This window comes from uncultured Apibacter sp., from assembly GCF_946479295.1.
GTDB lineage: Bacteria > Bacteroidota > Bacteroidia > Flavobacteriales > Weeksellaceae > Apibacter.
Genome location: NZ_CAMLFD010000014.1, coordinates 1 through 15,592 on the forward strand (window position 1 = coordinate 1; position 15,592 = coordinate 15,592).

Consider the following 15,592-nt stretch of genomic DNA (forward strand, 5'->3'; position numbering starts at 1 on the left):
TTAGAATATAAATGCAAGGAAGATTTTAATGATACACAGTATACATTTATTCAGATGAAAAAAGAATTTTTGGACTATCTGTATCGTATATAGAGATAAGCATATGTGTATATAATTAATGCTATTTTTATTTTCACTTCTATTAATATTTACGCCCCATATCTTATAAGGTAATTACTATTTTACAACTATTTACAGTATTAATAGACTGATAATAAGCAATAAATAAATTTTAGTAATTACTACAGTTATAACTAAGCTTTCATCTAAAGTATTAAAGACTAAGGCTTTGCCCTGAAGGGCAAGAGGAGAACAGGACTATCGTCCTGTTCCCTCTTGCTCAATTTAGCCCGAAATCAAAGAATAGGATAAATTGAAGTTTTAACTCTCATCAGAACTCATCTAGCTTTCTACTTTCTTTAGAAGGTAGGAACCTTAGAGCATTCAAGGCTTTGGTCAGATTGAAAGGTTTTCGCTTATAGATATCATCTGTTCTCTTGTAGATATCTCTAAAGGAAGCATTAAACATCAACTCAAAAATGCAGGCAATCTGTTTTCTTGATGTTGGCTTTCCATTAGAACTTAGAATTTCTTTACTAAGGAAAAGACTTTCTGCGATCTCTACCAAAGCAATAATCCCCAAATCTTTAAATTTAGGGATTACATATAGATTGGACTTAAAAGGTTGTTTTCGGATAAATTGCTCAGGATGGCAAAAGCGTCTTTCTAAGAGGGATAATCCGAAATCAATGATAACTATCGCTTTTTGACAATATAAAAATTTAAATGCATTTTTCTCCCTGCTTGTATCTGATTTGTTTAGATAGGCATGCCAACTCGATACGAGTTAGATTCAATAACCGATAGATTCTTGTATAATCTCTACCGGATCGATTTAATGTTTCTACATTTCTTACAAAGTTCTCATAGGCGCTTGTTGCATTTTATTGGTTGGTTCTTGTGAGTTCTCAGATAATAGGCTGAAAAATCTTGTTTCTGACAAATCATTCATATGCATAATTATTAAGGGTGAATAAATCGGATTATATATTAAGAATCCTTATATGCTGAATAATTAAGTTCATCCTTTATGTGAAATTTCTAATTCTAATAACTTCTGTTTTCTCCACAATCCGCCTCCATATCCAGTCAATGATCCATCCGAACCTATCACTCTGTGGCAAGGAATAATTATAGATATCTTGTTCATTCCATTAGCATTAGCAACTGCACGAGTTGCAGTAGGCCTATCCAACAACTCTGCTTGTTTGGCATAGGATGAAGTTGTCCCGTAAGGTATCTGTAATAATATTTTCCACACTTGTTTTTGAAAAGTTGTCCCAACCATATGTAAGGGTAGATCGAAATGCTTAAGTTTACCTTGAAAATACAGATTTAATTGTTTCTCTAAGGGGGCGAAAAATATATTGTCACCTTGAATTATAGGAGCCTGTAAGGATGTTGTAAGATGTTTTAATTCTGTTTCAAGCATCTTCCTATCAGAGAATTCTAATAAACAGATTCCTTCATCAGTTGCACAAGCGATCATTGTTCCTAAAGTTGTCTCAATACGAGTTAGATTAATTATTTGTTTATTTTTGCTCTTTAACGGTGATGTGCCTACTATGTTCTTATACATATTGTTAAAACCACTTAATGATTCATATCCAGATTCAAATGCAATATCAGTAACTCCAGAACCATTTTTCAGTTTTTGGAAAGCACTATTTATTCTATACATTCTTTGATAAGCGTGAAAGGTTATTCCGTGATTTTTCAAAAACCATCTGCGAATTTGACTTGGCTCTAACCCCATTTCTCTTAAATTAAAGTCCTTAATTTTTATTGATGGGTTTTTCTCTAATAAATCGAACAAGTGAACTATAAATTCAGGAGCTTTACCTTGTTTTTCCATTGGGCGACAAACTTTACATGCTCTATATCCTTTTGTTATTGCATCTTTTGTAGATGAAAAGAATTCAACATTCTCTCTTTTAGGTTTGCGAGCAGGACAAGTAGGACGACAAAATACTCCTGTTGTTTTTACTCCTACAATGAAAGTTCCTTCAAAAGAACTATCTCTTTCAAGTAGAGCCTTATAAAATATGTCTTCTTTTTTCATAGCCTTAGTTTTTGAATGTATTATTATGAATTAATGGATGACTATATAAAACCTTAGTAGACTTTTTATTTAGAGGTATATTCAAAGATTCTATAATTAGCCGAATTTCTAAAATATTATTTAATCCCGGGATGAAAATTCTATCAGTTCCTGCTTGTTCATAATAATTAACTCTCTTTCTGGTTTCTTCTAACGGATTGAATAGTTTAAGATAAGTATCAGTTCTTACATTAATAAAGAAATTAGAAAAACCTTTTTTATCTAAACTTTGTCGTATATTTTTTAGTAATTTCCCTTGTTCTGTCTTTTTAATCTCCCGTCAATTACATCTTAAATATTTATGCTTAAGCACCCTATTTCTGCCAATGATAAGATATTAGTAATAATATTTTTATCTTTTTTAGCAAATCCAGATTCTATATCTACAGATAATGGCATATTTGTTGCCTATTTTGTATTCTTTACTATACTAATAATCAGAAAAAAATATCCTTTCTCCATCATTATAACTCAACGTATTTGCAACACCCCAATTCGTAGTCCCTAATGCTTTAAAATTTGAATTTTGCATTATTATTGCAGACAATGTATCCCATACATTTCCTAGGAAAATACATTCTTCTCTTTTATGTAAATCAAAAAAATCCATCTTAATATCTATTTCATGTTAAGTATGGAGCAAAGCTATTCTTTTATATTTTTGCATACAACCGAAAAATTAACAACCATTTTTGTCTCTTATTATAATACTCATATCTTCTCTGTAATTTGCATTACAAACGATTCCAATTTTTGAGAAAGTGCTTCCATATCCTGACTGGTTTTCTGATTGGTTTTCTTAGCATATATCTATGTCGTTTTTATGTTCGTATGTCCTTATATGCGACTGACTGTCTCGATGGGAACTTCTTTCGATAAGCAGATTGTCGTCGTCATGGTATGATGGGCTACGTGGTATGTGGGCTTTATCGTAATTCCGCAGTTCAATCCTATTTTTCTTAAAATATTATTGCATTGTCTCTTGCTTGAAATAGGAAAGACTTTGCCATTTCTTGATAACCCTTTGTACTTTTCCAATATACACTTTTGGACTTCAAGCAAACGAACATTAGATGGTGTGTTCATCTTCTGTCGTTTACTGTCCGTCAAATGATTTTCTTATTTTATCCGGCGTAAGGTTATTACCATCTATATAGGACAAATCAGCAAAGACCGAAAAAATAAATTGATCGCGAATTATTTCATGGCTTGCTTTCTTGAACTTTAAATCCATTACTTGCTGCAATTCTTCGTTGTTCAAAAAACTTTTGCCTTTTGGAATATGCTTTGCTTTATAAAAAGAAATAGGATTAGTATGTAGTACTCCTGATATGCAAGCTTTGGACGCAACATGTTTAAGTGCTGTCATGTAACAATTAATACCGTTGGTGCTACATTTGCGTTCCGTCCTTAAATATTGTTCGAAATCTTTTATAAATGTGCATTCTAATTCTTTAAGAAATACATAATTGCGTTTATGACATTTAGTTAAGAATCGGACTAAATATTATATAAGGAAACATAGGGCTTATAAGTTTTCTTCGAACATATTACTCCAAGTTTTTGTCAAGCTCCTTATTATGAGATTCAAACAGAGGCATTAATGTATGCTTTTTTACATTTAATCCTCAATAAGTATTTTTTATTTTATCGGCAGTAGCGTAGCCATCTTTCTGCATTGCTTTCTGATAGCAGTTATTAATACCCGTTCTTATTTTATCCAATTTAGCATTAACGGATTGCGCTTTCCTTTATCTTTGTTTGATTTCATGTCCCCTAAATCCAACAGAACACTTATTTTACAACTGAATTGTGCAATCCCTCATCAATTGATATGCGACACATTACAGGAATGCTTCCATCTGGTTTGGGAGTATTCTTTTTTAAGTAAAATAAAATTTTAAAAAAAGTACTTTTCATTTTTCAAAGTTTTTAATAATACAAAATTTATTTACTTCGAGTTATAAGAGATTATGAAGATATATGCCAAAGGCTGACGATTAAAACATTAGCATCTGATTACACTTTCTAAGCAAGTAATGTTTTGATAACTGAATTTTTGCGTAACCTTGCTTTATTTATGAAAATCGACTTATGACAGAGGAAAATGGTATGTAGGTTAAATTATTGTTAGTCTGCAAATTATAGTCTTTTACTTTATCCTGCTGTTTAGCCTCTCTTTTTAGTATCGTAAAAGACGCAAATTACAAAGTGGATCTTGTTTATACAACGCAAAACCAAAAAAATGTCAACTATACAAAATTTAGGAATTTTCAGAATTTTAATTATTGTTTATACAATAAATCAAATTAGTCTTAGCCAATTGGGCATATGGATACCATTATACAACAGGAAAGAATTTTAAAAATCGTGGAACGAATGATGGTTGGAACTTTAGAGGGCGGGGCTAATTTGGAAAAAGAATATTAGATTTCAATGGATATAAAAGTATTTCAAATAAAGATTTTTACAATAAAGTAGTAACTATATTTAAAAGAAAATTAGATAGAGTAGTACTTCTCATAATAGATATGTTTATGTAAACCTTAATAACATTTGTAATAAAAATTTCATCAAATATCCAAATTGAGAAAATAGTGTTTTTTATATTATTAAGCAGAGTAATTTCATATCGCAGTTTTATTTTATTTCTGAAATAGTAAATTATCAGAAAGAATATTCAAAGATAGCATAAATAGAAAACGCAATATCATTATCAAAGGAATTAGATGATGAAAAAGTTTCTATAGAACGCTGGAGATATTTGAAAAATTTATCCCAACAAAGACGTTTCAACCAACAATTGCTTATATCAAGGAAAAAATATTTATTTAATGATGATAAAAGTCAGTTTGGTTAATTAATAGTGCTGAATTTATGGAATCTTTGATAATAATCTTTGGTTATACAGAAGATAAAAAATTATTGAATTGGGTAATGGAAAAAACTATGAGAGAGCTTGGGAGTTTGTTTGTTCAAAAATAATATTTTTGTAAAAAATTACAACAGGAGTGAAGGCATTCTGAGCTATATATGAGAAAACACCAATAATAAAAAAAGAAAGTACGCTATGCAGTTGTTATATTTAAATGATAGAGATAATTGGAAAGATTTTAGTGACTCAGAATATACCAAAATATTAGCCTATATGGCGAATACCTTTGATCCTTTGACAGAAAAATATGAACAAGTAGAATTTCAAAGTTCTGCAAAATAGAGTATTGTAAGAGGTCTGCACTACTCTCTATCTGAAGAAGAATGGGATAATTAAATTAAAGAATTTAAGAAAGATAATTATTATAATCTATCTCGTTTATAAGAAACTATAAAAATTGCTAAAGAATATTAATTATTATGAAATTAAAACTATCAGTACTATTTATCTTTACTTATTTTCTCATGCTTCATGCGCAAAGTAGAAAAGATGTTAATATAGATTTAGAGAAAATTACTCAATATATAAAACTACAAGAAAGAAATTCAGAAGAAATAATAATAATACCTGAAGAGGAATTTATACCTACAGAAGAATATATGCTTCTGCAGCAATCTCTAATAGAAAAATCATTAGAGAAAAGTGGGTATAAAGTACCAGAATATTCTATATTTAGAGAAAGGATAAAACATGTTTTTGGAATTGATTTGGATAAAAGTAAAGAAAAAGTAGTTACCTTGTATGGAGATGCCCCCGTTAATGGTAGAGAAAAAGCATATGATGATGATGAAATAAAAAATCTGCTTCCATTTGCCAAATTGGGATTCAATCAATATAAATATGAGTATTTTGGTTATCCATACATATGGAATATGTTTATAAATAAAGAAAAAAAAATATTAAATTATTATATAAAAAATTTAGGAAGTCTAATTAAAATTTATAATAAAAAAAATAAGAAATATAAAATTAAAAAAGACTTATTATTACTACACTTAAATAAATATATAGTGTATAATGATAAAGCTAGCTTAGATTATTTATTATCTGAAGTGCCAGCTTTAACAAGATCATTAGTATCAAATTTTAATTATGATAAAGAAGATAAAATTAATGAAAGTGTAATGGATGATTTATACACTACTAATGCAGATGATCAACCTATGAGAGAGTCAGAATTGAGGGAATTGATTTTTGTAAAGAAAATTCAAACCGATCCAGACCGGCTATATATAAGAGAGGGGATATTAAAAACTATTGAAAATATAACTAATGAAAATAATTGTAAGTATGCTATAGATTTAAGTAATGCATTAGTAGATTTATTAGATAGAAAGCGAGAAGGAGAAGATATAGGTTGGACGAATGAAGAATTGTATAAAATGGTAGCTTATTCTGCTAATTATATAGATCCATTGTATTGGAAGTATCATAATTTAGAAACAGTAGAATGGGGGGATGGTAATATATTAGGAGCTTATGATTCTTTATTATCTAAAGAAGAAGGGGAAGCTATGTTAAAACAATTTGAGCAAAATAATTATTATAATTTACCTTATTTAAAAGAAGCTATAAAAATTACTAAAAAGTACTAATTATTATGAAATTAAAACTATCTATACTATTTATCTTTACTTATTTTCTTATGTTTCATGCACAAAGTAGAAAAGATGTTAATATAGACCAAAATATAGAAAAACTAAAAAGAATTTCAGAAGGAGGAATAATAGTTCAACCTACAGAAGAAGATATGCTTCTGCAACAATCTTTAATAGAAAAATCATTAGAGAATAGTGGGTATAAAATACCAGAATATTCTATATTTAGAGAAAGGATAAAAGATGTTTTTGGAATTGATTTGGATAAAAGCAAAGGAAAAGTAGTTACCTTGTATGGAGAAATCCCTGTTTATGATAGAGAAAAAGCATATGATGATGATGAAATAAAGTATAATATACTTCCAAAGATTAATGATTTCACAACACTTAATGTATATAAATATACCTTGTGGGAAGAACATCCGTTTAAATGGAATATGTTTATAAATAAAGAAAAAAAAATATTAAATAATTATTTATTCAGTGAGAGTATAGGAAGTCTAATTAAAATTTATAATATAAAAAATAAGAAATATAAAATAAAAAAGGACTTATTCTTACTACACTTAAATAAATATATAATGTATAATGATAAAGCTAGTTTAGATTATTTATTATCTAAACAAGCAGTTTTAGTAAGGTCATTAGTATCAAACTTTAATTATGATAAAGAAGATAAAATTAATGAAAGTGTAATGGATGATTTATACACTACTTATGCAGATGATCAACCTATAAGAGAATCAAAATTGAGAGAATTGATTTTTGTAAAGAAAATTCAAATCGACCAAAGCTGGTTATATAGAAGAAAAGGTATATTGAGAGAATTGATTTTTGTAAAGAAAATTCTAACCGATCAAGACAGGTTATATATAAGAGAAGGAATATTAAAAACTATTGAAAAAATAACTAATGAAAATAATTGTAAATATGCTATAGAGTTAAGTAATGCATTAATAGATTTAATAGATAGAAAGCGAGAAGGAGAAGATATAGGCTGGACGAATGAAGAATTGTATAAAATGGTAGCTTATACAGTGAATTATATAGACCCGTTATATTGGAAGTATCATAACTTAGAAACAGTAGAATGGAGGAATGGCAATATATTAGGAGCTTATGATTCTTTATTATCTAATGAAGAAGGGGAAGTTATGTTAAAACAATTTGAGCAAAATAATTATTATAATTTACCTCATTTAAAAAGGTTAGTAAAAGAAATAATAAATTGATAGAATAAAAATATCATTTCTATCATTATAGTGGAAAGAGGTAATAGTAAGAAGACATGGAAATATCCAAGATGTAACAAATGTAACAATTAAAGAGCTTACTGACTTATCCCTGAATGTAAATAAGCAATTAATGTAGTAAAGTAGATCCTTTGTAAATGAGTATAGAAATAAATACTTGCAGGAGAAAAGCTCATTTTTTCGCTCAAATAAAATTAGAAATAGGTTTTAGCTCTTTTACAGAAAGCTTAAATTGCAGTTATGATAACTTAATGAGTAGTGATTTAAAATATTATAAGGGGTAATACATAAAGATGTAAGGAAGATACCCAAGATCCGAAGGCTACTGGAAATAATAATGCTTAGAATGGGTGAATGAAAAAAAGAATGGAGCAGATGATGACTATAGTTTAACTATTATTTCTTTTAATTATATGATATATGAATTAGAAATCATATAAAATGATTAAAACCATATAATGCTTCTCTTAAAATAGAAATAATCTCTCTTTTTTCAAGTATTTGACATTATAATATATGCTGTATGTATTGCTAAAAAATAATCTCAAAAGCAATCCTTTAAATAAAATTTTATATTAGTCATGTAATTCATTTACCATGTGTAAATTTTTGGTGCATAACAGTTTGCATTTTCTTTAGTCGAATTGAGAAGAAAAGATAAATATATCACCTAATTTATAGGATAAAATAACTAAAATAATTTTTATTGGATTTAATTATCTTTATTTGTTAATTTTTAAAATAAAGATAATAAAAATATATATTTATATATTATAAAAATATATATAATGTATTTCTTGTATAAAAAAAAATACCTAAGTTAGCAGGTAAAAATATTTTAAATACATTCTAAAATGAATCGTAGGTTAAAGAATTCGATCAATAAGTTTTATAAGAAAATAGATTTTAGAATACTATATATATTCATTATATTTATTTTGATTGGCTTATTTATCTTATTCTATAAATATTCTCGGTTTGTTAGTTGTGAGCAAATAGATTTTGCTATTGAAGCTGAAAGGAAGCAAGTAGGAGAAATAATCGGTTTTAAAGATTTAACTCCTGGAGCTAAAAGTTGGTTATGGGATTTTGGGGACAATTCCCCTAAAAAATATGAACAGCATCCTTTGCATAGATATTCAAAATCAGGAATGTATATAGTGACATTAAAAGTAAATGGATCTTGTATTTTGCAAAAAACAATAGAAATAAAAAATATGGGCAAAATCATAGATTCCAGGAAAGTTCCTCAAATAATTTCTCCTACTGTAGTAACTGTAGGTCAACCATTTAATGTCTATTGTAAATATAGCGGAGAAGCCTTTTCTTGGGAATGGAGTTTTGGAGAATCTGGTCAAATGGATGATACTTCAGAATACCCTATATATAATTATAGTGAACCTGGAAAAAAAAGATTGACTCTAGTAATAAATGGAGATATAGCTCATATTGCCAGCAAAGATATTTACGTAAAACCTAGAGTATTAAATGAAGTAAAGGAAACACCAATACTAGGTTTTATACCTGATAAAAATGATGAAGATTTTGAACCTAAACATAATATTTTACCGGAAAATCCATGGGTACCTGTTTTAAAGAATATCTCGGGAGTTCCTGAAGAAACTCCTTTAGAAAAAGAAAAAAATAAAATCATTGAGGATCAAGCACCTTCAATATCTGAAAATCAATTTAAAGAATTATTATTAGAAGTTGCGAAGCAGGGTAAGACAAAGGAAGATTTTAGTAAATATATCAATAACTATGATTTTTCTGTAATAAAAAATGATAAGACCATCATAACCTTTTCTGAATTATGTGAAAAAATTGAAAATAAAAAAATAAAGATAAAATCATTACGTATTGATAGAAACAATAATAATTACATAACAAATATTAATATTAAATATAAAATAAAAAAAGGGCCTTTTTGGATTTATGACTAAATATTGATAAAAACCTTTTAATAAAAAACACATTATATAATTATTTATATATGGAAGAAATTTTTGCTGAAGAAATATATACGGCTTTAGATATAGCTAAAAAATATTCAATAGAAAAAAAGAATGCACAATTTGGTGCTCCCCATCTTCTAAAGGCAATACTTCATAGAGATTTATCTCTACTAAAGGAATTGGAAGCTATGAAAAAAGATGTATTTTTTATAGAAGAATGGGCTGAAGTACGAATTGATGATTTTCCAAAAGCAAGTAAAAACGTACGTCCTGAAGCAGATGAAAGTATTGATAGAATAATAAAAGAAGCGGATGAAATACGAAATATTTTAGGGAGAGAAGAAATCGATCTTTATTGCATAATGGTTGCAATAGCAACTCCAGGAGTAGGTTTTAGCTTTGATCAAATGAAAAGTTTTCCCATTATCAGAGATGAATTATTAATTGATGTTAATAAAGAGATAAATTCTGGAAATATAAAAGATGATCATGTTCATACCAACATAAAATATTTATACAAATACTGTAAAGATCTCTTAATAAAAGCCCAAAAACAACCTAAGCATATTGTAGCTAGAGAAAAAGAGATTAAAGAAATTGTAGAAATTATATGTCGTTTTTCTAAACCGAATGTCCTTCTACAAGGTTATCCGGGAGTTGGGAAATCTGTTTTAATTGAAGGATTTGTAAATTTAATAGTGCAAAAACAGGTTCCGGATGAATTATTAAAAACAAAAATTTACGAATTGGACTTAGGCTCCTTAATAGCAGGTGCTTCGTATAAAGGAGAAATAGAAGATCGTTTAAAAAAGATATTACAAGAACTTAAAACTTATCCACAATCTATACTCGTCATAGACGGAATACATGTTCTATTAGATAAAAATAGTGATAATTCAGGTGTTTCCAGTATTTTAAAAAGTGAAATATCAAGCAATAATGGTCTTACTCTTATTGTTACTACTACTGTTGATGAATATACAAAAAAAATTGAAAAAGATGAAGGACTATCAGGAATGTTTGAGGTTATTAAGGTTGAAGAGCCTAATGAAGAGCAGACCTTTAGAATAATAAAATCGGCCTTGCCTTCTTACTTAGTTCATCATTCTATAAAAGTAACTGATGAATCGATAACAGAATCTATAAGGCTATCACAAAGATATTTAAAGGAAAAGAGTTTACCGGAATCAGCATTAAATCTATTGGATAGAACTATGTCTGTCATTAAAACTGCAGGTGTATCCTTTCTAAAAGAAAAAGATGCCCTTGAGAAAAAGTTGAATGAAATAGGAGAAAGCAATGGTAAAAAGAAACTTGAATTAAAATGGTTCTATGAAGATTTAAAAAAGAAAGCATTGTATTTGATAAGTCAGAAAGAAACTTTACAAGATGATATTGAATTATTATCAGAAGAATCTTTATACGAATATTTAAAATCTTTACTTCATCAAATAACTCAAGTGGCTCAATCAAAGAAAGAGCATATAGATCCTATAGATTTAGCAGCAGTTGTAGCACAAAAAACCGGTATTCCCTTAGGAAAGTTACATTCCGATGAAAAGGATAGGCTTCAAAACATGGAAGACATACTAAAAAAAAGGGTGGTGGGACAAGATTATGCTATTAAGGTAATCACTGAAGCTGTATTGGAATCTCGTTCTGGGTTAAGTAAGGCTGGTCAACCTATAGGTTCATTCTTTTTTCTAGGGCCTACAGGAACAGGGAAAACAGAATTAGCTAAATCTTTAGCCGATTTTTTATTTCAAGATGAACAAGCAATAATTCGATTTGACATGTCTGAATTTAAAGAAGAACATTCAGCTGCCTTATTGTATGGTGCTCCTCCGGGCTACGTAGGTTATGAAGAAGGAGGTTTATTAGTTAATAAGATTAGACAAAAACCATACTCTATCGTGCTTTTTGATGAAATAGAAAAAGCACATACATCTGTATTTGATGTTTTTTTACAAATTATGGATGAAGGAAAGCTTCATGATAGACTAGGTAAAGAAGGTGATTTCTCTAATGCTCTAATATTATTTACTTCTAATATAGGTTCTCAATTTATAGTAGAATCAGTTAACAACGGAAAAGGATTACCCTCGTCCAACCAATTGATGGAAATAATGACAAGAAATTTTAGACCGGAGTTTTTGGGACGTCTTACAGAAATTATTCCTTTCAGTCCGATAAGTAAAGAGAATGCTATGGGCATATTTGAAATTCATTTGAAAAAAGAATTATTAGACTTAGTTAAAGATTTAAACATAAGTCTGAGCTTATCACAAAGCGCCAAATCTTTTTTAGTAGATAATGGATTTAACGCAACTTATGGAGCAAGACCATTAAAGGGAATTATTCGTTCCTCATTAAGAAGGCCTATGGCAAAGAAAATAATTTCGGGAGAAATAAAAGAGGGAAACAATGTCGAAATAGATATCCAGGATGATAATTTACGGTGGATTATAAATTAAAAACAATAATTAAAAAACTTAGATATGTTAAAAAATTATGGTATTGGAGGAAATGAAGTTCCTTTGGATGCAAGCGAAGCAATATTAGAAATTGCACAGAATCGTACTCTTATAGCTCAAAAATTAACTGGTCAAACCCCTATAAGACCTGAAATTGTAGAAGGATTATCAACCGTTGAACAAGTATTCGAACATTTTAAACCGGAAGTGAAAGTGAATTTTGAAGATGCAGATGGAAATACAAAATTCGAAGAGCTAAAATTTAAAAATTTAGGAGATTTTGGAATAAAAGGTATAACTGCTCAAAGTAAATTTTTGACAGATTTACAGGTTGAAAAAGAACAATATCAAAAAATAATAAAACAGCTTAAAACCAACAAAATTTTAAAAGCCGCACTAGAAGATCCTGAAGCTAAAAACGCTTTAATGGAAAGTATAGAAGGACTTATTAATGAATTAAATCAAAAATAATTATGGCTAAAGAAAATCTAAAAGCACAAGTCCAGTCAATGGATGTTCCAATATCAGAACAGGTTAATAAAAAATATGATGTCCAAAGCGGATTGGAAAAATTAGCAAAATTCGGTGGGTTTGATTTATTGGAATCTACTATTGAAAACGTTCAAAATATGAATCCTGAACGAAAAGCTAGACGTCAAATTTTTCTGGGTGATACTAATAAAAAAAATGAACGAAATGCTCTAAAGAAAACTTTGGAACTTTGGCTTAACGTATTAAAAAATAATGCGAGCTTAACAGATATGGTAGCACAAAGTGAAGATAAAAGTAAGCTTGCGGATAAGACTTTACAAAAAAATTTAGCTTCCACGATAAGAGAAACTGAAGAATTAGAAAAAGCTTACCGAACTATCGCTTTATTTTATAAAAACACCGATCAAGATAAAGTTAAAAATGTATCCATAGTTAATGCAGAATTAGAGCAATTAACCGATTTAGATAATACACGTTTTATAGATGCCATTCATTCAGAATTAGTAGATAATTATGATAGATTGGATTTAAAAAATAATTATGGCTTATTAGTTATTCCGGGATATTTAGGAAGCAATAAAGTTGTTGAGAAATGGGCAAAAATAGCTCATGAAAATAAAGTAATGTTGGTAACAGATTTTGCACATTTAGATGAACCGGATGATGTGATGGAAATGTTTGACGAAGCCTATCTTACAGGCGGTGAAATTTATCGCTCAAACGTGCTAATGACTTGTAACTGGTTAGTAGGAAGAGGTAAATTTAATGAAATACAAGAGGAAAATGATTTATACATTCCTCCTTCTGCAGCTTTGGCTGGTAAGATATATGGGACATTAATGTCACAAGTTACAGCAGGTAAAAAATTTGGAGGTATTAATGAAATTGACGGGGTAAAATTTGACCTTAAAAAAAGCGAAATAGCCAATCTCGAAAGTATGGGATTAATACCCATGGTTAATGAATATGGTAAAGTTATGGCCTTTTCAGGCAAAACCTTATTCAATGGAGATAATTTAGGCTTACAAACCTATTCAGTTGTAAGAGTTTTCGATTATGTGACCAAAGTATTAATGGATTTTTTGAATCGAAGAGCATTCGAAAATTTTACAGCAAAAACGAGAAAAGAAATTATGAATCAAATTGTACGGTTTTTAGATGGTATTACTGGACCTGATAAATTGATTGAAAATTTTGAAGTGAGAAGATTCGAGCAAGATGCAGTCCAAAAAGATAGAATTTATCTAGATATACATTTAAAACCCTATTTCCCAGCTAAGAATTTCCTTATAAAAATGGATGGACATAAAGGAGATGATGGAAATGAATGGGATACAGAATACGAACAAAAATAATAGTTGAATATAGCAAGAGAGGAAAATTTTACTCCTCTCTTTTATAAAAAAAATCAATATGAATATTATAAGCAAAATTTTCAAATTAATTTTTGTAAGCGTATGCGCGATATTCGGTAATTATGAATTATACGGGCAATCAAGTGTACCGATGAAAAAAATAACTGAAGATACTTTGCTAACCCGAATAGTTGATTGTAATGCTTTATTTACACTTAATAACAGAAAAATAGATTATTTAAAAAATAAGCCTTATATCTATGCAGAACCATATTTTGAAAGAATATATAATATTAAAAATGATTTTGCAGTATTTCAAATAATAAAGAGAAAAGGCAACAGACCAATACTTTATATCAAGATGTTTAAACCTAATACTTGTTTAAAAAAGGGTGAGGTTTTGGAATTTATCACAGATAAAGGATATCGATATAGAATGAATAATTATTATAAACCAAACTGCGACGGCTATTTAATAAGTAAAATTAGAAGGAAGGACATTAAAAACCTTACACAAGGTGAAATTAGCAGCATAAAGTTACTAACTTTTCATAATGACTATGAATTTAATTTACAATTTATTGAAGCAGAACGGTTAAAAGACGAATTACAATGCTTAAAAAATAATCATTTTAAATTCAAATAAATGCCAATACCTCAATTAGGTTTATCATTATCTATAACAGATAATCCCGGATCTCCATTATATGCAGGAAATGGAGAAAGAGAAAAAATGTCGGATTTTGATTCCGCTATGCATCAACATACAATTACAATAATAATTTCCGATGAAAAAGTAAATGAAATTGAGTTTAATACATCAAATAAGGATATTAATAAAATTAGGTTGCCTGCTTATAAAATGATAGTAACAGATGATAAAACAGAGGAAAGAAGCTATTATGAAGTAACCCGAGATTCAATATTATTTGATGAATTAAAGATCAATAAAACAGGAGGTTTTTCCTTTTTAGGTATTCCTATTTTTAAGAAAACAGTATATAAATTGCCATTAATCGCTTTTGAGCCATTAAATTCAGTTAAAGAAATATTTGAAGTAAGCAAATTTCGTACAAAAAAAGATAATTATTTATCGTATACACTTAATAGAAATTCTGAAAAAGCACTTTTAGTAGCAGGAATTATGCCTGAAACTTTTATAAAACCAACAAATTATGAACATTTCTTTTATATAGAAGATCATAATCAAGGCCAAAAATTTATTGGCGATATTTCATATAGAGAAAAATTTATAAAAACAATTCCAAAAGTCGAAATACATCTTATCAAACGTGAAAGGAATATAAAGGAGTATGAATTAGACAAAAGTGGAAAAGTTAGTAAGATAATATATTTATAATAAAAATTA

At 28.5% G+C, this 15,592-nt stretch carries 14 protein-coding genes and 1 pseudogene; 9 read left to right on the plus strand and 6 right to left on the minus strand.

Annotation, left to right across the window (positions count from 1 at the left end):
* Positions 1-391 precede the first annotated feature (391 nt).
* From Q0T35_RS08610 to Q0T35_RS08635, 6 genes and pseudogenes are all read right to left on the minus strand, one after another.
* Complete coding sequence (locus Q0T35_RS08610) at positions 392-628, minus strand: hypothetical protein (protein ID WP_295812162.1); 237 nt, start codon at positions 626-628, stop codon at positions 392-394.
* A 453-nt stretch (positions 629-1,081) separates the two neighbouring features.
* Entirely contained in the window at positions 1,082-2,122 is a 1,041-nt protein-coding gene (locus Q0T35_RS11175) for a methylated-DNA--[protein]-cysteine S-methyltransferase (protein WP_366800169.1), read from the minus strand.
* Positions 2,123-2,126: 4 nt separating this feature from the next.
* Positions 2,127-2,435, minus strand: a complete 309-nt coding sequence (locus Q0T35_RS11180; protein ID WP_366800176.1) for an isocitrate lyase/phosphoenolpyruvate mutase family protein — start codon at positions 2,433-2,435, stop codon at positions 2,127-2,129.
* A 156-nt stretch (positions 2,436-2,591) separates the two neighbouring features.
* A complete protein-coding gene (locus Q0T35_RS08625; RefSeq protein ID WP_295812165.1) occupies positions 2,592-2,771 on the minus strand; it encodes an isocitrate lyase/phosphoenolpyruvate mutase family protein in 180 nt (59 codons plus the stop codon).
* Positions 2,772-3,257: 486 nt separating this feature from the next.
* Positions 3,258-3,647: pseudogene (locus Q0T35_RS08630) on the minus strand (phage integrase SAM-like domain-containing protein); the annotation flags it as partial.
* 308 nt (positions 3,648-3,955) lie between these two features.
* Positions 3,956-4,081, minus strand: a complete 126-nt coding sequence (locus tag Q0T35_RS08635) for a hypothetical protein (RefSeq protein WP_295812166.1) — start codon at positions 4,079-4,081, stop codon at positions 3,956-3,958.
* 1,150 nt (positions 4,082-5,231) lie between these two features.
* Between Q0T35_RS08635 and Q0T35_RS08640 the strand changes: the two genes are divergently transcribed.
* The 9 genes from Q0T35_RS08640 to Q0T35_RS08680 all read left to right on the plus strand — a co-directional run bounded on the left by Q0T35_RS08640 (position 5,232) and on the right by Q0T35_RS08680 (position 15,583).
* Positions 5,232-5,378: a hypothetical protein gene (locus Q0T35_RS08640; protein WP_295842598.1), complete on the plus strand. Its 147-nt coding sequence runs from the start codon at positions 5,232-5,234 to the stop codon at positions 5,376-5,378.
* A 137-nt stretch (positions 5,379-5,515) separates the two neighbouring features.
* Positions 5,516-6,691: a hypothetical protein gene (locus Q0T35_RS08645; RefSeq protein WP_295842602.1), complete on the plus strand. Its 1,176-nt coding sequence runs from the start codon at positions 5,516-5,518 to the stop codon at positions 6,689-6,691.
* A gap of 5 nt (positions 6,692-6,696) precedes the next feature.
* The gene (locus Q0T35_RS08650) at positions 6,697-7,926 is read left to right on the plus strand and encodes a hypothetical protein (RefSeq protein WP_295842605.1); all 1,230 of its coding nucleotides are present in this window, start codon (positions 6,697-6,699) and stop codon (positions 7,924-7,926) included.
* Between the two features lie 875 nt (positions 7,927-8,801).
* Complete coding sequence (locus tag Q0T35_RS08655; protein WP_293919373.1) at positions 8,802-9,890, plus strand: PKD domain-containing protein; 1,089 nt, start codon at positions 8,802-8,804, stop codon at positions 9,888-9,890.
* A 50-nt stretch (positions 9,891-9,940) separates the two neighbouring features.
* Positions 9,941-12,376 carry an ATP-dependent Clp protease ATP-binding subunit gene (locus Q0T35_RS08660; protein ID WP_295812175.1) on the plus strand — a complete coding sequence of 812 codons (2,436 nt, stop codon included), beginning with the start codon at positions 9,941-9,943 and terminating at the stop codon, positions 12,374-12,376.
* A gap of 24 nt (positions 12,377-12,400) precedes the next feature.
* Entirely contained in the window at positions 12,401-12,847 is a 447-nt protein-coding gene (locus Q0T35_RS08665; protein WP_293919052.1) for a hypothetical protein, read from the plus strand.
* A 38-nt stretch (positions 12,848-12,885) separates the two neighbouring features.
* Positions 12,886-14,223 carry a DUF5458 family protein gene (locus Q0T35_RS08670; RefSeq protein ID WP_295842654.1) on the plus strand — a complete coding sequence of 446 codons (1,338 nt, stop codon included), beginning with the start codon at positions 12,886-12,888 and terminating at the stop codon, positions 14,221-14,223.
* A 58-nt stretch (positions 14,224-14,281) separates the two neighbouring features.
* Positions 14,282-14,869, plus strand: a complete 588-nt coding sequence (locus tag Q0T35_RS08675; protein ID WP_293919055.1) for a hypothetical protein — start codon at positions 14,282-14,284, stop codon at positions 14,867-14,869.
* Positions 14,870-15,583, plus strand: coding sequence for a hypothetical protein (locus Q0T35_RS08680; protein WP_295842608.1), 714 nt, complete (start codon positions 14,870-14,872; stop codon positions 15,581-15,583).
* Positions 15,584-15,592 lie beyond the last annotated feature (9 nt).